18 protein-coding genes are annotated in these 17,799 nt (G+C 61.7%); 13 read left to right on the forward strand and 5 right to left on the reverse strand.

What is annotated here, in order from left to right:
• Positions 1 to 30 precede the first annotated feature (30 nt).
• Positions 31 to 675: a TetR/AcrR family transcriptional regulator gene (locus FN835_RS16945; RefSeq protein WP_142664419.1), complete on the reverse strand. Its 645-nt coding sequence runs from the start codon at positions 673 to 675 to the stop codon at positions 31 to 33.
• 397 nt (positions 676 to 1,072) lie between these two features.
• Between FN835_RS16945 and FN835_RS16950 the strand changes: the two genes are divergently transcribed.
• The 9 genes from FN835_RS16950 to FN835_RS16990 are packed head-to-tail and all read left to right on the forward strand — an operon-like array spanning position 1,073 to position 10,120.
• On the forward strand, positions 1,073 to 2,227 hold the full coding sequence (locus tag FN835_RS16950) for a transporter substrate-binding domain-containing protein (protein WP_221930461.1): 1,155 nt from the start codon (positions 1,073 to 1,075) through the stop codon (positions 2,225 to 2,227).
• Positions 2,224 to 2,865, forward strand: coding sequence for an ANTAR domain-containing response regulator (locus tag FN835_RS16955; protein WP_142664421.1), 642 nt, complete (start codon positions 2,224 to 2,226; stop codon positions 2,863 to 2,865). The genes FN835_RS16950 and FN835_RS16955 overlap by 4 nt, the downstream gene beginning before the upstream one ends.
• 40 nt (positions 2,866 to 2,905) lie before the next feature.
• Positions 2,906 to 4,141 (forward strand): urea ABC transporter substrate-binding protein, encoded by a 1,236-nt coding sequence (locus FN835_RS16960; protein ID WP_142664422.1) that lies wholly within the window; start codon positions 2,906 to 2,908, stop codon positions 4,139 to 4,141.
• Positions 4,142 to 4,198: 57 nt separating this feature from the next.
• Entirely contained in the window at positions 4,199 to 5,074 is an 876-nt protein-coding gene (locus FN835_RS16965) for an ABC transporter permease subunit (RefSeq protein WP_142664423.1), read from the forward strand.
• Between the two features lies 1 nt (position 5,075).
• Positions 5,076 to 6,143 (forward strand): ABC transporter permease subunit, encoded by a 1,068-nt coding sequence (locus FN835_RS16970; protein ID WP_142664424.1) that lies wholly within the window; start codon positions 5,076 to 5,078, stop codon positions 6,141 to 6,143.
• Positions 6,143 to 6,862 carry an ABC transporter ATP-binding protein gene (locus FN835_RS16975; protein ID WP_142664425.1) on the forward strand — a complete coding sequence of 240 codons (720 nt, stop codon included), beginning with the start codon at positions 6,143 to 6,145 and terminating at the stop codon, positions 6,860 to 6,862. The genes FN835_RS16970 and FN835_RS16975 overlap by 1 nt, the downstream gene beginning before the upstream one ends.
• Positions 6,855 to 7,568, forward strand: coding sequence for an ABC transporter ATP-binding protein (locus FN835_RS16980; protein WP_142664426.1), 714 nt, complete (start codon positions 6,855 to 6,857; stop codon positions 7,566 to 7,568). Before FN835_RS16975 ends, FN835_RS16980 begins: the two co-directional genes overlap by 8 nt.
• Positions 7,569 to 7,593: 25 nt before the next feature.
• Positions 7,594 to 8,592: an acetamidase/formamidase family protein gene (locus FN835_RS16985; protein WP_142664427.1), complete on the forward strand. Its 999-nt coding sequence runs from the start codon at positions 7,594 to 7,596 to the stop codon at positions 8,590 to 8,592.
• Positions 8,593 to 8,602: 10 nt separating this feature from the next.
• Entirely contained in the window at positions 8,603 to 10,120 is a 1,518-nt protein-coding gene (locus FN835_RS16990) for an amidase (protein WP_142664428.1), read from the forward strand.
• A 181-nt stretch (positions 10,121 to 10,301) separates the two neighbouring features.
• On the opposite strand, the gene FN835_RS16995 is transcribed toward FN835_RS16990, so the two are convergent.
• Positions 10,302 to 11,633, reverse strand: coding sequence for a type II toxin-antitoxin system HipA family toxin (locus FN835_RS16995; RefSeq protein ID WP_142664429.1), 1,332 nt, complete (start codon positions 11,631 to 11,633; stop codon positions 10,302 to 10,304).
• The gene (locus FN835_RS17000) at positions 11,630 to 11,890 is read right to left on the reverse strand and encodes a helix-turn-helix domain-containing protein (RefSeq protein ID WP_142664430.1); all 261 of its coding nucleotides are present in this window, start codon (positions 11,888 to 11,890) and stop codon (positions 11,630 to 11,632) included. Before FN835_RS17000 ends, FN835_RS16995 begins: the two co-directional genes overlap by 4 nt.
• A 244-nt stretch (positions 11,891 to 12,134) precedes the next feature.
• Between FN835_RS17000 and repA the strand changes: the two genes are divergently transcribed.
• The 3 genes from repA to repC all read left to right on the forward strand — a co-directional run bounded on the left by repA (position 12,135) and on the right by repC (position 15,510).
• The gene (gene repA, locus FN835_RS17005) at positions 12,135 to 13,322 is read left to right on the forward strand and encodes a plasmid partitioning protein RepA (protein ID WP_142664431.1); all 1,188 of its coding nucleotides are present in this window, start codon (positions 12,135 to 12,137) and stop codon (positions 13,320 to 13,322) included.
• Entirely contained in the window at positions 13,319 to 14,266 is a 948-nt protein-coding gene (gene repB / locus FN835_RS17010; protein ID WP_142664432.1) for a plasmid partitioning protein RepB, read from the forward strand. Before repA ends, repB begins: the two co-directional genes overlap by 4 nt.
• A 176-nt stretch (positions 14,267 to 14,442) precedes the next feature.
• Positions 14,443 to 15,510: a plasmid replication protein RepC gene (gene repC, locus FN835_RS17015; protein WP_142664433.1), complete on the forward strand. Its 1,068-nt coding sequence runs from the start codon at positions 14,443 to 14,445 to the stop codon at positions 15,508 to 15,510.
• Between the two features lie 24 nt (positions 15,511 to 15,534).
• On the opposite strand, the gene FN835_RS17020 is transcribed toward repC, so the two are convergent.
• Both FN835_RS17020 and FN835_RS17025 read right to left on the reverse strand, forming a co-directional pair.
• Positions 15,535 to 15,789 carry a hypothetical protein gene (locus FN835_RS17020; RefSeq protein ID WP_142664434.1) on the reverse strand — a complete coding sequence of 85 codons (255 nt, stop codon included), beginning with the start codon at positions 15,787 to 15,789 and terminating at the stop codon, positions 15,535 to 15,537.
• Between the two features lie 337 nt (positions 15,790 to 16,126).
• On the reverse strand, positions 16,127 to 16,774 hold the full coding sequence (locus FN835_RS17025) for an acyl-homoserine-lactone synthase (protein ID WP_142664435.1): 648 nt from the start codon (positions 16,772 to 16,774) through the stop codon (positions 16,127 to 16,129).
• Between the two features lie 370 nt (positions 16,775 to 17,144).
• Here FN835_RS17025 and FN835_RS17030 point away from each other — a divergent pair, with 370 nt between their 5' ends.
• Complete coding sequence (locus tag FN835_RS17030; protein WP_142664436.1) at positions 17,145 to 17,777, forward strand: helix-turn-helix transcriptional regulator; 633 nt, start codon at positions 17,145 to 17,147, stop codon at positions 17,775 to 17,777.
• The last annotated feature ends 22 nt before the right edge of the window (positions 17,778 to 17,799 follow it).

Consider the following 17,799-nt stretch of genomic DNA (forward strand, 5'->3'; position numbering starts at 1 on the left):
TCTGCCGCTGCGGCAGTCCTTATGCGTCGTCTAGGTCGTTCCTTCCGCCGCCTGTCCGGCCAACAGGCCGCCGACGATCATATCGGCCAGATTATCGGCAATCGCCTCGGCCGAGCTGTCCGCATATCGCGCCCAGCGATGGACCGAGGACAGCATCCCAAGAATTCCATAGGCGGCCGAAACCACATCGCTTCTGCGAAATTCGCCCGTGGCCTGTCCTTCGGTCAGCACGCGCTGGACCCAGCTTTCGAATCCGCGTTCCAGTTCGGCCAGACGCTTGCGGTCCTCGGGCTCGATCAGGTGGCGTTCGCGCCAGAAGATCGTCAGAAAGCGGTGATGTTCGATATTGTAGATCGTCTGGTGCCGGACCAGCCGCCGCAACCGCTCCTCGGCGCTGCCCTTGTCGAACGCGATGGCTTCGACGGCGGTGAAAAAGTCGCGGGTGATGTCGGCGTAAAGCGTGCTGAGCAGATCCGATTTATTGCGGAAATAATGATAGATGGCCGGCTTTGAAACACCGCAGGCGGCGGCGATTTCATTCATCGAGGTCTTGGTGAAGCCTTTTTCAAGGAACAGATCGGTCGCGCGCTGATAGATGATGCGGCGCACGTTATCGGCGCGATCACTGCCGTCTGCCGGTCTGGGCAAATCCTTGATGGCGGTCGAGCGACTCATTGAATGGCCTCCTTGGAATCAGCTTACTTACCAGTCGGTAAATAAGTCAATCATTCATTCGAAATGCGTCCCCAGCGGAATCGCAAAAATGACCCAATGCGGATTTCCTTGGATTTCTGATGGAAACACGGATGTCGAATAGGGCAGCGTTTCGCAAAGCGGCAAGCGCGCCAGATTATTACGGCAGCACCTCTGCCAAATTTAAAGGCTTTCCGAACAACAACCCAAACGGATGTGCGGCAGTATTGACAGCACGGCCAGCGCCCGAGTAGCGTTTAAGTCAGCACCGGGCAAATGGGCCCAACAGGTGTATTCAAACTGCGAAACATATCCACGGCAACCGCGCCCCTTGGCATTTCATGCCTTGGGGCTTTTCTGTTTGGGCGAACACTTGGCATTGATCGATCTTCCACTGGGATTGCTGTTTTCCACGGATGGACCTTACGGTCGGGTCGCCCATACCCTTTTGAACGGGGCCATGCTGGCTTGCGCGCAGATCAATGCCGATCCCGGTTCGGCGGTGCGCCTGCGTCCCGTGCAGGTCAATCCGAAAGGCGTCTTGCAGGAATATGCGGCGGGCGCAAAATCCCTGATAGATCAGGGCATTCGCCATATCTGCGGTTGCTATACCTCGTCCAGCCGCAAAGAGGTTTTGCCCCTGATCGAAAAGCACGATGCGCAGCTTTGGTATCCCAGCCATTACGAAGGGTTCGAGACCACATCCAATGTGATCTATACCGGGGCTGCGCCAAATCAGCACCTGACGCCGCTGATCGATTATCTGTTCAACAGCTTTGGGCGGCGGGCTTATGGCATCGGCTCGAATTACATATGGGCCTGGGAAAGCATTCGCGTCCTGCGCGAGGGGGTAAATCGCCTTGGAGGCGAGGTTATTGCCGAACGCTATGTCCCCGTCGGCGAAACCGATCTGGCGGCGCATATCGACGAAGTGCTGGAATTGCGCCCCGATTATGTGTTCAACGCGCTGATCGGTTCGTCGGCCTATGCTTTTTTCCGTGGCTTGCGGCGGGCTTGCGCCGAACGCGGCATTGATCAGCCCCGCATCCTGCCGGTTGCCAGCTGCAACCTTTCGGAACCTGAACTGCATGAAATCGGCAGTGACGCGGCGGATGGACAGATCAGCTCCAGCGTCTATTTCGCTTCGCTGCAGGGGGCGCGGAACGCCGAATTCACGGCGGCCTATCGCGCGGCCTTCCCCGATGGCCCCGCGGTTTCCGCCGAGGCCGAGGCAAGCTTTATCGCCGTTCATCTGCTGGCCCGTGCGGTGGCGCGGGCCGGGTCTGCAGATGTCGTCGCCGTGCGCGCGACGGTGCCGCATTGCGCAATAGATGCGCCGCAAGGCCGGGTCTGGATCGACGGCAGCACCATGCACGCCTATCTGACGCCGCGTATCGGATTGTCGCGCAAGGATTTCGGGTTCGACATCCTGCGCGAAGCCGCCGAACCCGTGCGCCCCGACCCCTATCTGGTCGGTTGGGCGCGTGAAACCGAACCCGCGCTGAACAGCCCTGTCCTAAGGATTGTGCGATGAAGCAGACACGTTTCGTTCAGAATTTCCGTGGCTCGCGCGCGCTGGTCTGTGCGGCGCCGGGCCCGTCGGTCGCCACCTTGACGGCGATCCTGCCCAAGCTGGCGCTGGTGCCCGAAATCGTGCCGGTCCAGCCAGGTCAGCAGCTGGTGCTGCCCGATGCCCGGACCGGAGACATCCTGCTGCTGGACGGCGATCTGGTGCTGCCCGATGGCTGGACATCGCCCGACGGCACCGAAGTCCCGCCGCCCTGCCCCGTCGTGGGTCTGGTCGGGTCCGAGGCCCCCAGCCGCTTGCGGGCGCTGGCCCAGCTTGGGGCCAAGTCGTTTCTGCCCAAGCCCGTTCATGGCGGCTCGGTCTATTCCGCGCTGTTTCTGGCGGTCAATGAATTCAACCTGACGACCCGGATGCAGTCCATGCTGGACGAATTGCACGACCGTCGCCGCAAGCGCGCCCATGTGCTGCGCGCGGTCGTCCGGCTGGTCCAGCGCGAAGGTCTGGACGGCGATGCCGCCTATGACCGGCTGCGGCGCGAGGCGATGCGTGCCCGTGTCAGCGTGGAAACCTATTGCCAGTCGCTGCACGCGGCTGGTGACGACGACGAAGACCCCTCGACGAACGACAGAAGAAGGCAGGCATAGCGCCACAAGCCCTCCGTTCCCCCCAACATTGGAGAGAGAAATGACCCGGAAACTGACAGGCGCCGTTTCGGCGTTCGCATTGCTGTTGTCTGCCGCCAGCCCCGTTCTGGCGCAGGATACCACGCCCATCAAGCTGGGCGTGCTTGAGGATCAGTCGGGCGATTTCGCCCTGGCGACCATCGGCAAGGTCCATGCGATCCAACTGGCCGCCGAGGAAATCAACGCCGCAGGCGGCATCGACGGTCGCCCGCTGGAACTGGTCGAATACGACACCCAGTCCGACAATACCCGCTTTCAGGAATTCATGCGCCGCGTCTTGCAGCGCGACAAGGTGGATGCGGTCTTTGCCGGATTCTCGTCCGCCTCGCGCGAGGCGTATCGTCCGATCGTGAACCAGTTCGACGGGCTGGCCTTTTACAACAACCAGTATGAAGGCGGCGTGTGCGACGCCAACATGATCGTGACCGGCGCGGTGCCGGAACAGCAGTTTTCCACGCTGCTGCCCTATATGATCGAAAAATTCGGCCCGAACGTCTATACCATCGCCGCCGATTACAATTTCGGCCAGATCTCGGCCGAATGGGTGCGCAAGATCGTCGAGGAAAACGGCGGCAAGATGGTGGGTGAGGAATTCATCCCGCTGGGCGTGTCGCAATTCTCGCAGACGATCCAGAACATTCAGGGGGCCAAGCCCGACTTCGTGGTGACGCTGCTGGTCGGCACGGCGCAGGCGTCCTATTACGAACAGGCGGGGGCGGCGAACGTGAACCTGCCCATGGCGTCATCCGTGAACGTGGGACAGGGCTATGAACACAAGCGGTTCAAGGCCCCCAGCCTGAAAGACATGTATGTCACCGTGAACTATATCGAGGAGCTGGACACCCCCGCCAGCAAGGAATTCGTCGAGAAATTCCACGCCAAGTTCCCGAATGAGCCCTATATCAATCAGGAAGCCAGCAACTCCTACGCCGCGGTCTATCTGTATAAGCAGCTGGTGGAACGCGCGAAATCCACCGATCTGGCCGAGATCCGCAAGGTGATCGCCGCGGGCGATGTCTGCGTCGAGGGCCCCGGCGGCCAGATGTGCATCGACCCGAAAAGCCAGCACGTGTCCCACACGATCCATCTGGCGCATGTCACGGCAGACCACTCGATCGAGTTCCCGCAGAAATGGGACGGCATCAAGCCTTACTGGCTGGGCGATGCCGGCTGCGATCTGACCAAGGACGATCCCAGCGCGCAATATACGCCGTCGAACCCGCCGCCGAAAAGCTGATGCGGCAAGGGCCGGGTCACGCCCGGCCCAACCGCGCACGGTCACAAGAAGGGATGGATGGTGGACAGCCTCAACCTTGTTTTCAGTTTCCTTTACCAGTTCGGCGATGCCTTTGCCTTTCTGGTGCTTAGCGCCTGCGGTCTGGCCGTCATCTTTGGCATGATGGGCGTGATCAATCTGGCGCATGGCGAATTCATCATGTGCGGCGCCTATGTTTCGACCCGCGCCGCCCATGCGGGCGTGCCGATGCCACTGGCGATCCTGCTGGGCGCGGCCTGCGCGGGGATTGCGGGCATGATCGTCGAGCTGCTGGTGATCCGGCGGCTTTACCAGCGCCCCTTGGACACCATCGTCGCGACTTGGGGCATTTCCATGATCGTGACGCAGGGGATGCTGATCCTGCTGGGGCCGTCGATGCAGGGCGTCGGCACGCCCTTTGGCAGCTTCGTGGTGGGGGGCTATTCCTATTCCGTCTATCGCATCATCCTGATGCTGTCGGCCGTGGCCACGCTGGCCGTGCTGTGGCTGATGTTCACCCGCACCCGCTTTGGCCTTTTGTCGCGCGCCACGATCCAGGTGCCGCATGTGGCCGAGGCGTTGGGCGTCAACACCAACCTTGTCTATAGCGTGACCTTCGGCCTTGGCGCGGCACTGGCCGGGCTGGCGGGCGGGCTATACGCCCCCACGATGACGCTGGTTCCCACCATGGGCGCGTCCTTCATGGTCGAGGCGTTCGTCACCGTCGTCGTCGGCGGCGCGGACATCTTCCTTGGCACCGCACCTGCGGCGCTGATCCTTGCGGTCATCAAGGCCGGGCTGACCTCGTGGCAGGGGCAGTTGGCCGGACAGATCGGCCTGCTGATCGCGGTCATCATCGTGATCCGCATCCTGCCGCGCGGCATCAGCGGCAAGATCCTGCGGGAAAGGGGCTGACATGGACAACGCCTCCCCCCTGCGCCGCACGCTGGCCCTGATCCAAGGGCCGCAGACCTTGGGCCGTGGCCGCCGCTTCTGGGCCGGGTTCGCCGTGGTGCTGGCGCTGGCCTGCGCCTATCCGATGTTCGCCGACAGCTATGACGTGGGCAACAACGTCTATTTCTTCAACTGGCTGTTCATGGCGCTGGGGCTTAGCCTGATCTGGGGCTATGGCGGCAGCTTAAGCTTTGGGCAGACCGCATTCTTTGGCGTGGCCGCCTATTGCTATGGCGTCCTGACGATCAATCTGGGCGACGCCTATGGGCTAACGCTGTTCTCGCTGGTGCTGGCGGTGGCGTGCAGCGCGCTGTTCGCCGCGGTGCTGGGCTATTTCATGTTCTATGGCCGCATCAACGGCGTGTTTCTGGGCATCGTGTCCTTGTCCGTCACGCTGGTCTTGGAACGCTTCATGGCCCAGACCGCCGGGCCGGAATGGGCCATCGGGGCGGCGCGGCTGAACGGGTTCAACGGCATGGGCGGGATGCCGTCGCTGACGATCCCGTGGCCGGGTGGTCCCATCGTGCTATATCCCGATCTGCCGCTTTACTACCTGACGCTGGCGTTGCTGGTCGTGATCTATCTGGGCCTGCGCATTCTGGTCAATTCGCGCTTTGGCAATGTGCTGGTCGCGATCCGCGAAAACCCTTTGCGGGCGGAAATGCTGGGCTATGACATTCGCCGCTATCAGCTGATGGCCTTTGTCATCGGCTCGGCTTTGGCGGGGCTGTCGGGGGTGCTTTACACATCGTGGGGGAATTACATCACCCCAGCCTCGATGGGGATGACGGCGGCGGCACTGCCCATTGTCTGGGTCGCGGTCGGCGGGCGGGGCGATCTGACCACGACGCTGGTCGGCACGCTGCTGGTGCTGATCGTCTTTCAGATGCTGACCATCCACGGCAGCCAATATGCGCTGGTCGTCATGGGCGCGCTGCTGGTCGTGACCGTGCTGGTCGCACCGCGCGGCATCGTCATGGCGCTGGTCGAAGGCGCGATGCGCCTGACCCGCCGCAAGGAGGCACGCTGATGACGCACATCCTTGAAACCCGCCAGTTGAACAAGCGCTTCGGCGGCCTGCACGTCACCGGCAATGTGGATTTCGCGCTGGACGCGGGGGAAATGCACTGCCTGATCGGCCCGAACGGCGCCGGGAAAAGCACCTTTTTCCGGCTGATCCTTGGTGAACACCTGCCCGATAGCGGCCAGATCCTGTTTCAGGATCAGGACATCACCCGTGCCAAGCCCTTTCAGCGCATCCGTCAGGGCATCAGCGTCAAGTTTCAGGTGCCCGGCATCTTCAAGGAACTCAGCGTGCGGCAAAATCTGGTCATCGCGCTGCAACACCATGTCGATCCGCGTCTGCTGGCGGAAGAAATCGACCGGCTGCTGGAATTCCTGAACCTGTCCCATGCGCAGGCACAACTGGCCGGCAACCTTAGCCACGGGCAAAAGCAATGGCTGGAAATCGGCATGGCGATCGGGCTGAAACCCCGGCTTTTGCTGCTGGACGAACCGACCGCCGGGATGACGCCCGACGAAACCCACGCGACGGGCGAAATGCTGAAGCAGTTGAACGCCGAAGGGATGACGCTGCTGGCCGTCGAACATGACATGGCCTTTGTCCGGCAGATCGCGCAGCGCGTGACGGTGCTGCATCTGGGCAAGGTCTTCGCCCAAGGCAGCATCGACCAGATCACCGCCGATCCCCGCGTCGCGAAAATCTATCTGGGAGAGGTCGATGCCTGACACCCCCCTGTTGCAAGTCACCGGTCTGAATGGCGGCTACGGCGGCAAGCCCGTGCTGCAAGGCGTCGATTTCCACGTGAATGAGGGCGAGATCGTCGCCATCATCGGCCGCAACGGCGTTGGAAAATCGACGCTGATGAAGACGCTGATCGGGCTATTGCCGAACCAGCGCGGCACCGTCCACCTGCGCGGCCAACAGATCGACAACCTGTCGGCCCATCGCCGCGCCCGGCTGGGCATCGGCTATGTGCCGCAGGGCCGGGACGTGTTCCCGCGCATGACGGTTCTGGAAAACCTGCTGGTCGGGCAGTCCATATCGGGGCGCAAGATCGACGGGATGCTGGAACAGGTCCACGGCCATTTCCCGATCCTGCAGGAACGCGCCTCCCAACGCGCCGGAACCCTGTCGGGCGGCCAGCAGCAGCAGCTTGCCATCGGTCGGGTGCTGATGGGCGGGCCGTCCATGGTCCTGCTGGACGAACCGTCCGAGGGCATACAGCCCAATATCGTCCAGGGCATCGCCCGCATCATGGTCGATCTCAACGCCCGCACCGGGCTTGGCGTGGTCTTTGTCGAACAGAACCTGGACATGATCCGCGCCATGGCACAGCGCTGCTACGTCATGGACAAGGGCCGCATCACCGCTTCGCTGACCCGCGCCGATCTGGACGATCAGGACCGGCTGCGCAGCTATCTTTCCGTCTGAACCCGACATGAAAAGGAACCATCCAATGAGCTGGTTTGACGACAGCATCATGGCCCGCAAGGCCATAGCCCGTGGCGAGACGCGGGCCGAAGCCTCGCTGACCGAGGCGGAGCAGGGCGATTACCCCTATGTCTACAGCGCCGCGATCACGCCCAAGCTGCGCATCGACCCCGGCACGGTCGTGACCTGCGAAACCCATGACGCTTTCGAAGGCGCGATCCGGTCGGAAAGCGACAAGCCTTCGGAAATCCTGAACTTTCCGTTCCTGAACCCGCAGAACGGCCCGATCTGGATCAATGGCGCGGAAAAGGGCGATACCGTCGCCGTCTATATCGAAAGCATCGTGCCGCGTGGGCCGCAGCCGCGCGGCACCACCGTCATCATGCCGGAATTCGGTGGGCTGGTTCCCACCGCCGACACTGCGCTGTTGACCGCGCCGCTGCCCGAGCGCGTGCGCAAGGTCAACATCACCGCCGAGGAAGGCACGGTCTGGAACGACCGCATCACGCTGCCCTATGAACCCTTTATCGGCACCATCGGCACGGCCCCGCAGATCGAGGCGATCAGCTCGCTGGTGCCCGACTACTATGGCGGCAACATGGACCTGCCGGACGTGGCGCCCGGCGCCGTGGTCTATCTGCCGGTGCAGGCCGAGGGCGGCTTTCTGTTTCTGGGCGATTGCCATGCCGCGCAGGGCGATGGCGAGCTGTGCGGCGTTGCCATTGAACACCCGACCGTCACCACCGTCCGCGTCGATCTGATCAAAGGCTGGACCATTCGCACGCCCCGGCTTGAGAACGCGGATTTCTACATGACCGTCGGTTCCTCGCGCCCGATGGAGGACGCGGCGCGCGGTGCCTATCGCGAATTGATCCGCTGGCTGGCCGCCGATTTCGGCTTCGATGAAATCGACGCCTATATGCTGCTGACCCAATGCGGGCGCGTGCGGTTGGGCAATATGGTGGACCCGAAATACACGCTGGGCGCATCGGTCCTGAAATCCATCGTCGGCATTGCGAAGTAAGGGCGGGATCATGGATAAGCCCGCCTCATTGGACGATCTGCCCGGCCTGACGGTCGCGGGCATCCATGCCGCGTTCGACCAGAGCCTGTTCACCGCCGAAGACCTGACCCGCGCCTGTCTGGCGCGGATCAAGGCGGTGAACGGGCATTTGAACGCGATCATCTTTGCCGATCCCTCGGCCTTGGATCAGGCACGCGACATCGACCGTCGCCGCGCGGCGGGCGAGGTGCTGGGGCCGCTGGCGGGCGTGCCGGTGGTCATCAAGGATTCCATCGACATGGTGGGGTTCCCGACCACGGCGGGCTGGTCGCTTTTGTATTCAGGCACCGGCGGCATCGACCTGATGCCGGAACGCGACGCGCCGGTCGCCGCCCGGATGAAGGCCGCAGGCGCGGTCATTCTGGGCAAGACGAATATCCCCATCCTTAGCTGGACCGGCAGCCACGCCAATGACAGCTGGGCCGGGCCCACGCTGAACGCCGCCATGCCCGACCGCCTGCCCGGCGGGTCCAGCGCGGGCACGGCCACAGCGGTCGCCGCGCATCTATGCGTGCTGGGTCTGGCCGAGGAGACCGGCGGCTCGATCCAGAACCCGGCGGCGGCGCAGGGGCTTGTGGGCATCAAGCCGACCATCGGGCTGGTCCCGAACACCGGCGTTGTGCCGCTGTCGTCCAATCGCGATGTGGTCGGGCCGATTGCCCGCAATGTCCGGGACGCCGCGGTCTGCCTTGACGCCATTTCGGGTTTTTCGAACGAAGACCCCAAGACGTTGGCATCGGTCGGCCAGATTCCGGCTGGCGGCTTTGCGGCTGGGCTGTCGCCCGACGCGCTGCGGGGCAAGCGATTGGGGCTTTACGGTCCGGGCTGGCGCAAGGATGCGCTTTGCGACGAAACGCGCGCGCTTTATGAACAGGCGCAGCAGCAATTGCGGGCGGCGGGCGCAATCCTGATCGAGGACCCGTTTGCCGGAACCGATTTCAGCACACACCGCCAGATCACCCCCGGCACGCCGCATTTCGACGGGCGTGGGCTGGAATCCCTGCCCCACGACATGACCTGTTACCTGCGCCGCCTTGGGCCGAATGCCGCGATCCGCAACTGGCACGAATTCATAAAGGCCACGGCAGCCCATGACGTTCTGGCGAAAGGGGCAATCCTTGGCTATCTGCACGAGCTGCCCGATTTTGCCGCCGCCCTTTCAGACCCGGAAACGCCGCCTGCCCTGCCCACCTTCGCGGCACTCAAGGCGGTCTATCTGCGGCTGATAGATCAGGTCTTTGCAAATCACGCGCTTGACGGCCTTGTCTATCCCCAGATGCAATGCGAATTGCCCGACCTGCATTCAGGGCTTGCGATCCGGGAAACCACGGTGGGCGAGCTGAACATCGCAGGCATCCCGGCGGTAACGATCCCGGCAGGCTGCTATGCCTCGGGGGCGCCGTTCGGGCTGATCTTTCTTGGCAGGCTGTGGTCGGAACCGGCGCTGCTGAACATGGCCTATGGCTATGAGCAACTGGCACCGGGCTGAACGGCAACGGGCCGTGCTGCGGGCCCACTGTGCAAGCTATTTCTCCGACGATGATGACGGGCGCATTTGCGACCGGAAAAGGCGCGTCAGGCGGGTTTCCGGCTAAGATCAATACGCCAAGGCGCAGCCGATATTATCCGCGTTTCCTGACGATTTTGCGGATCACATCGACAGCGGCGTATCAGTCGTGCAGACGACCGGCGATGCGCAGCGCGTTGACCTCGATCAAGTCGCGGAAATGTTCGACCATCGGGCGACTGGCGGCCGGATTTTCGCTGACCAGACGCGCGGCGGCGTGGCCATGATGGACGATGCCGTCGATCAGTTCCTGCACGCGCAGGCGCAGTTGCCGGGGGTTCAGTCCGGCGTTTTCGGCGATCGCATCCCAGTGGCGGCGCGCAATGTCGCCGGGCTTGCGCTTGCGCCCCGCAATGTTCTGGGCGTGGTACTGGTTCACGTGATCCCACCCCAGCACGGTCGAGACATCGTAAAGCGGCGCCAGTCGCGGCGTGCCGTCCAACAGCAGCGAATAGTTCTTGGCATGGGCGTCAGTATTCGCGACCAGAATGTTGAAGATCACCTGATCCAGCAGGCGCGCGCGTTCCGCCCCGCCAAGGGTCGCATCCGCATGGAAAGCCTCGCGCCAGTCGGGGCTGCCGACCGTCAGCAGATCGTTCAGCGACGGTCCGGGCAACGTGCCACGTTCATATTTGCGTTCCGGCGCAATGGCGCGGACCTGTGCCAGATCCTCCTGATGCAGACGGCGGATCGTGGCGTCGGCGCGCAGCGCCCGGTCATATCGCGCGACGATCAGGGCGCTGCGGTCCCCTGCCCTTTCGATGGCGACAGGCGCGGCGGGAATGCCGATCAGGCGGGCAAGGGTCAGGCAATAGGCCTCATTCTCGACGATGCCGGGCAGATTGGCATTGTCGGGCTTGATGATGACGGTCGAGGGCGCACCGTTGCGGGGGATCACCAGCCGGTCGCCCGGCGCGGGCAAACCCAGGCGGGGACCGTCCGGCCCAAGAACCGCCAGCGCCGATTTCTGCTGGCCGCCCGCCAGCGACAGGCGGACGCCATCCTCTCCGATCAGAAAGGGGCGCTGGCGCAAGTCGTTGAAATGGCGCACCAAGGCCAGTTCGGGGTCGTCCGTCTGGTAATGCCGCGTGAGGGGCAGCCAGTCCCACGCCTCGCGAAGCGACGGTGCGGAAAAGGACAGCGCCCCGGCCGTATCGCCGCCGATTTCGCGCAGGATTGCCACGGTATCGCCGCGCGCCACGCCCAGACGGCGGGCAAGGGTGGCAAGCTGGCTTTCCTCGGGCAGCAGGTTGGCGATCCACGGATGCACCAGTTCGGGCGCGTGGTCGCGGCGTGACAGCGGCATCGTCAAGGAAACGGGAAAGGCCCCTGCCGCCGCCTGCCAACGCGGATCATATGCAAATGACACCGCCCCCTGCCCGTCCACGTCCAGCTGTCCGATTTCGAAACGGTCGTAAAAGACGGGGATTTTCACAGCGCCTCGCCCAGGTCATAGCCTTTGGTGCCGTCATCGGTGCCCGGCGCGGGCGAAAGCGTGGCTGCATCGATCCCCAAAGCATCGAACACCCGCTGATAGGATGACAGCCGCGTGTCGCGTGTGCCGTTTTCCAGATCGGAAAGCGTGGCCAGCGCGACGCCGCTTAGGCGCGACAGATCAACCAGCCGCAACCCTTGGGCGCGGCGTGTGTCGCGGATCAATCCGCCAAGTCTAAGCGCGAGCGTATCGGCCATGGCCATCCGTTTTCAATATATTGGAAATATCGCCGATTTCTGCAGGGCAGGCAAGGAATTTCCAATGTATTGGAAAATTACGGCCATATCGCGAAACGCGGCATTGATTTCAAACATATTGGAAACGCCGCCCGACCCCAAGCCTGCCCGGACCGAAAAAGCTTGCGAGTCGAATGGGGTTGCGCAATAGTCACGAAAAATACCATCCAAACGACAAAAAGCGTGAACACGCGGAGCGGGCAGAATGACATCCGACCTTTTCACCGAGGATCTCAACTCGGTCATCAGGCAACATTCCGAGGCGCTTGCCAAGCAACTGTTGGCACAGCGTGAATCGTTGTTCCCACCCGATGCACAAAAGCAGATGCGCAAGTTCACCTCGGGCGAGGCTGCCGCCCTGCTGGGCGTGAACGACAGCTATCTGCGCAAGCTGCATCTGGACGGCAAGGGCCCGTCGCCCGAAACCACCGCCGGAAACCGCCGCCTGTATTCGGCCCAGGATTTGCAGGACTTGCGCGAACTGCTTGAAAAGACAGCGCGAAAACCGGGGGACTATCTGCCCGGACGCCGTGATGGCGACCATCTGCAGATCATCGGCGTGATGAATTTCAAGGGCGGCTCGGGCAAGACCACGACCTCGGCCCATCTGGCACAGCGACTGGCGCTGACCGGATACCGCGTGCTGGCGATCGATCTTGACCCGCAGGCGTCGATGACGGCGCTGCATGGCGTGCAGCCGGAATTCGACCTGCCCGAAGGCGGGACGCTTTACGACGCCATCCGTTACGATTCGCCCGCCCCAATCCGATCGGTGATCCGCAAGACCTATATCCCGAATCTGGACCTGATTCCCGGCAATCTGGAGCTGATGGAGTTCGAGCACGAAACCCCGCGCGCCTTGGCGCAGGGAAATGCCGGGCTGTTTTTCTTTCGGGTGCGCGACGCGCTGGCTCAGGTCGATGCGGATTACGACGTGGTGGTGATCGACTGCCCGCCGCAACTGGGCTTTCTGACCATGTCGGCGCTGTCTGCGGCAACAGGGGTGCTGGTCACCATCCATCCCGAAATGCTGGATGTGATGTCCATGAGCCAGTTCCTGCGGATGACGGCCGATCTGATGGACGTCATCGCGGATAGCGGCGCCGACATGTCGCATGACTGGATGCGATACCTGCTGACCAGATATGAACCCTCGGACGCGCCGCAAAACCGGATCGTCGCGTTCCTGCGCACGATGTATGGCGAAAACGTGCTGAATGCGCCGATGCTGAAATCCACCGCAATTTCGGACGCCGGACTGACCAAGCAGACGCTTTACGAGGTGGACCGCAGCGCATTCACCCGATCAACCTATGACCGGGCGGTGGAAAGCCTGAATGCCGTGAATGACGAAATCGCGGCCCTGATCCAAAAGACCTGGAGGCGCGGATGAGCGACGGCAAGAAACGCCGCATGTCGATGCTGGACAATATGGCGGGCGCAGCCCCTGCGGCCCCCATGATGGCAAACCGCGCACTGCGTTCGGCCCGTGATGCGGTCGATACGCACCGTATCTGGGATCTGGACCCGGACACGATCACCGACGACCGCAGCGCCGACCGTCTGGACCCGGCCGATGTGGCCGATCTGCGCGCCTCGATCGAAGCGGTGGGGCAAACCGTGCCGATCCTTGTGCGGCGCGACCCGGTGCGGGCGGACCGATATCAGCTGGTCTATGGCCGCCGCCGGCTTGAGGCCGTGCGCGGATCAAGCCATGTGGGCAAGGTGCGCGCCATGATCGCAGCCATGGACGACCGTGCGGCCATTATGGCGCAAGCCTCTGAAAACACGGGCAGGCGCGATCTTAGCTTTATCGAAAAGGCGCTGTTCGCCCAAGAGCTTATGGACACGGATTTCGGCACGCAGGCCGAAGTAGCCGAGGTGTTGAACCTGACGAAATCCGCGATCTCGATGGCGCTTTCGGTATCCCGCGCGGTCGGCCGCGATCTGGCCAGCGCGATCGGTCCCGCGCATGGCATTGGCAGACCGCGGTGGGAATCGCTGGTCAAAGACCTGCAGGCCAGCCCCCTGCCCCAGCCGGAGCTGATCGATCTGGCCATGCAGACCCGCGCCAATACAGCGGCGGATGTTGCCGATCCGTCGGTTGCTGCGTTCGATGCGGTAAGCCTTCGTTTACGAAAGGCGTTGATGCTGCCCACACCGCGCCGTGAAACGCGCAAGGTGACGCTGGATCAGGACAGCGTGGCGCGGCTGACACGGACAAAGGACGGGCTGCGGCTGGACCTGCAGACAACGGATGAGAATTGGGCGGAATGGCTGCTGGAACATGCCGGCCCCGCCCTTGAAGAGCTTCACGCCCGCTACAAGAGGCGCTGAGGAGAGAGCAGTCGAAACCATACAGGAGGCACGGACAAGCCAAAGAAAAGGTCCCGCAAAGCATACACCTCACGAGACCCCTTCGATCTTAGCAAATCCAGGGTAGTCGGTTGACGCGGCATCTGCAAGTCCATCGCGATTCGCAGAACGGGATTTCTTTGTCTTCGTGATAAAAAATGTTCTATCAGCCGATCACGTCATTCCGGCGTGCGATGGATGCTGCGCCTGTGCAGCGTCAAATGTCGCGCGCCCTGCCCGCACATGCCGTCGATAAATGGGACGCTTTGCGTGAACTGGCCGTCGCACGCACGCATTTCGGCCTGTCTGACCGCGATCTGGCGGTCCTGCAGGGCTTGCTGAGCTTTCACCCCGGCACCAAGCTGGACGACCCGACAAAGCTGGTCGTATTCCCCTCGAATGCGACCATCTGCGAGCGGCTGAATGGGATGCCCTGTTCCACCATGCGGCGTCATATCGCGAAGCTGGTCGAGACCGGCCTGATTGCGCGCCGCGACAGTCCGAATGGCAAACGGCATTGCCGCCGCGAAGGTCAGGCTTACGGCTTTGACCTGACGCCCCTGGCGTGCCGCTTTGCCGAGATCACCGCCATCGCCAATACCGTGCGCAGCGACCAGCTGCGGATACGTAACCTGCGCGAACAGCTTAGCCTGATGCGCCGCGATCTGCTGTCGCTGTCTCAGGACACCGAAACGGCTGAATTGATTGCCTTGGTGACGAAAGCCTTGCGCCGGAAACTGACCATCGCACAGCTAGAGGCGCTGGATGCTGCGCTGTCGCAAGCTGTGGAAAACCTGCGTATCGCAGATGATACGAGCACCGCTGACATCCAAAATGAGCAGCACCAATACAGTAAAGATAAATATATTCCTGAATCTGAAAGTGGCGGAGAAAAATCGGGCGGTGATGCCGATCTGGAATTTGCCGAGGTCATTGCGACTTGCGATCAGATTCAGCAATTCGCTTCCCAGCCAGTTCAGGACTGGCAAACCTTGGTCCGCGCTGCCGAGGAGGTTCGCCCGATGATGGGTATCTGCGCCTCGGCCTGGAGGGCCGCTATCGACAACATGGGTCATGTCGTAGCGGCGGTTACCTTGGCGGCGATCCTTCAACGATTCTCGCAGATACGGGTGCCCGGTGCATATCTAAGGGAGCTGGCGAAAAAGGCAGCGCGACATGAGTTTTCGGTGGCTTTGATGATCCGCCAAACAGGTTCACAGCTGTGAACTATTGTGGTGATCCCGATGCCATCAGCCCCGGAGCTGTCTGTGGCTCGCGGCAGAGTCGGTCACGCTGGGGGCAGGGGACGGCTTGCTGCGGTCTGCATAGCTGTGGCTTTCCAAAAACTTTTTCATGATCAACGGCACGATCAGACGCATGCAATCATCCGAATAACGCCGGTTCAGCCCAGCGGCCAACGTCGCCTCTTTGATCTTGGCCTGAACGGCGTCCTCGCATTCCTGCCATTTGGTAATCAAGCTGTTCTGGTGCACGGTATTACTCATGATGCATCGGCATGGCGAATGAACCCATGGGGCATCAGCCGCCATAGGTCACACAACCATCGTTTCGGGAATGTTGGCCAGAACCACAGATCGGCGATTCAGGGCTGATTTCTACGCCACCAAATACCGTCATTTTGCTATCTAAGCTAGCTTTATGTTTTCGATCCATCCCGGATGCTTACCGAAAGGGCAGGGGGAATGCCTGGCCAGCTGCTTGGCCGCCGGGCAGTGTTGGAACGAATGCGGAACACGCCTTGCCGGCTCGGCGGCCATTTTGCCGCCAAGCCTTATCGCATCGGGTAGCAGGCAGGGCAGGGGCCCTGCGGCGATCAAAGCATCAGGGGACCAGCTCCGGCGGAATGACCGCGCATTTGAAGGCAAGGAACCTGCCGTCCTCATTTCCGGAAATCGGGCCCAGCGGTTCGGGCATGAATCCAAGCTTCTTGGCCATGCGCATAAAGGCGGGCGGGCCCAGGAACAGACATGCCTTGCCCTGCAGACCGTGCAGATAGGCATTGGTCCGTTTGAGGATTTCGGGAGCGACGCCCGGCTCTCCCGATACGGTGAACCGCGTCAGTTCCCAGATGTCATGGTCAACCGGGGGTTCGTCATAGCACAGATTGTTGGGCATTCCGGGCAGCAGGTCGTAGCACGCATCGCGGATCATGTAGGTATAGACGTATTTGCCATGGCCGATCAGGCAGTCCGTGCGCTTCAGCCGGGCGCCTCCGACGACCTTTTCGCCGCGATGCGCGATGATATAGATGGTGCCGATGGTGTCGTATTGTTCGAACTCGATGCCCTCGTCGTGAAACAACTGCCATTTCATGTCATTGACAAAGACCTGCTTGCGCAGTTCCAGAAATCTCATGACCAACTGCCAGTGCGGGGCGTCGCCCGGAAGCTGCAATATCCGGATACTCAGGTCGTCGTCAGCAACTGTTGGCACGACATGGCTTACGGTTTCGAAATTTGCGGCTTTCATGAAATTCCCTCTAACACGTCAGGTCAGATCCCAGACCTGACACCGAACGCCGTTCGGACGTCAGAGACCGTAATTTACCCCGACAATAACCAAGCCAATGATGGCATAGACGATGAAACACGCGCCGGGCGCCGGGCCACGTTCCGCAGGTCGGCGCTTTGGAAAGACCGTCTAAACCTCTGGCAAATCATAGCCTGTTGCCGGGAAATCTGGACGATCCTGCGAAGCTTGGCTTTCTGCGGTAAATGGTTTTCCGTGCCTGAACGCAGACTGAACTACAGGATTCGGTCGATCTGGCTAGCCCCTTGGGGTTGAAAATATACTTTAGAATAATCCATAAGTTTCACGACAGCTGAACAGGGAGCAGTCGGTGATCCGCGCATTCATCCCGAACTATGACGCCGAGGCAGCAAGGCTGTCCGCCTTTGCCCCGTCCGGATGGGTTCTGGCGTTCAACCTGACGCCGTTCGGCCCCAAGCTGATGGACAATACCTTCCCGAAAAAATGGCAAGAGATCTATGGTCAGGGGCCGACATTCCAGCATGACCCGGTCTGGAAATGGATCGCACAGACCAGTGACAGCATGATCCGCTGGTCGGAAATCACCATCCCGGATGAACTGAACATTCTGGCCGCCGCGCGCAGCCACGGCCTGGTCTATGGTGCGGCCTTCCAAAGCAAAATCGGCGGCAAGCAGTCGTTTCTGTCCGTCTCTCGCAAGGATCGCGAGTTTCTAGATGCAGAGATGTCCGAGATGTCGGCGAAATTCACGCTTTGGTCGAACCTGCTGGACAATGATGCCGGGCTGACCCCGAACGAACGTGCCGTGCTGTTCCTGCTGCGCGACGGCCTTTCCCAGACCGAGGTCGCGGCAAAGCTGAATGTCAGCCTGCCCACGATCAAGGCAAGGCTGAAGCAGATTCATGCCAAGCTGGGTGCCACGAACACGACGCAGGCCGTTGCCATGGCGACCGTCATGGATCAGCTGAAGCACCTATCCTAAAGTATAGGTTGCACTCAGCCGA

Origin of the sequence: Paracoccus laeviglucosivorans, assembly GCF_900182695.1 — a bacterium.
GTDB classification, from domain to species: domain Bacteria; phylum Pseudomonadota; class Alphaproteobacteria; order Rhodobacterales; family Rhodobacteraceae; genus Paracoccus; species Paracoccus laeviglucosivorans.

Bases quoted from the DNA above. Each gene is read 5' to 3' on its own strand.
- FN835_RS16945 (WP_142664419.1), bottom strand. From the start codon at position 675: ATGAGTCGCTCGACCGCCATCAAGGATTTGCCCAGACCGGCAGACGGC.
- FN835_RS16955 (WP_142664421.1), top strand. From the start codon at position 2,224: ATGAAGCAGACACGTTTCGTTCAGAATTTCCGTGGCTCGCGCGCGCTG.
- FN835_RS16960 (WP_142664422.1), top strand. From the start codon at position 2,906: ATGACCCGGAAACTGACAGGCGCCGTTTCGGCGTTCGCATTGCTGTTG.
- FN835_RS16965 (WP_142664423.1), top strand. From the start codon at position 4,199: ATGGTGGACAGCCTCAACCTTGTTTTCAGTTTCCTTTACCAGTTCGGC.
- FN835_RS16970 (WP_142664424.1), top strand. From the start codon at position 5,076: ATGGACAACGCCTCCCCCCTGCGCCGCACGCTGGCCCTGATCCAAGGG.
- FN835_RS16975 (WP_142664425.1), top strand. From the start codon at position 6,143: ATGACGCACATCCTTGAAACCCGCCAGTTGAACAAGCGCTTCGGCGGC.
- FN835_RS16980 (WP_142664426.1), top strand. From the start codon at position 6,855: ATGCCTGACACCCCCCTGTTGCAAGTCACCGGTCTGAATGGCGGCTAC.
- FN835_RS16985 (WP_142664427.1), top strand. From the start codon at position 7,594: ATGAGCTGGTTTGACGACAGCATCATGGCCCGCAAGGCCATAGCCCGT.
- FN835_RS16990 (WP_142664428.1), top strand. From the start codon at position 8,603: ATGGATAAGCCCGCCTCATTGGACGATCTGCCCGGCCTGACGGTCGCG.
- FN835_RS17000 (WP_142664430.1), bottom strand. From the start codon at position 11,890: ATGGCCGATACGCTCGCGCTTAGACTTGGCGGATTGATCCGCGACACA.
- repA (WP_142664431.1), top strand. From the start codon at position 12,135: ATGACATCCGACCTTTTCACCGAGGATCTCAACTCGGTCATCAGGCAA.
- repB (WP_142664432.1), top strand. From the start codon at position 13,319: ATGAGCGACGGCAAGAAACGCCGCATGTCGATGCTGGACAATATGGCG.
- repC (WP_142664433.1), top strand. From the start codon at position 14,443: ATGTTCTATCAGCCGATCACGTCATTCCGGCGTGCGATGGATGCTGCG.
- FN835_RS17020 (WP_142664434.1), bottom strand. From the start codon at position 15,789: ATGAGTAATACCGTGCACCAGAACAGCTTGATTACCAAATGGCAGGAA.
- FN835_RS17025 (WP_142664435.1), bottom strand. From the start codon at position 16,774: ATGAAAGCCGCAAATTTCGAAACCGTAAGCCATGTCGTGCCAACAGTT.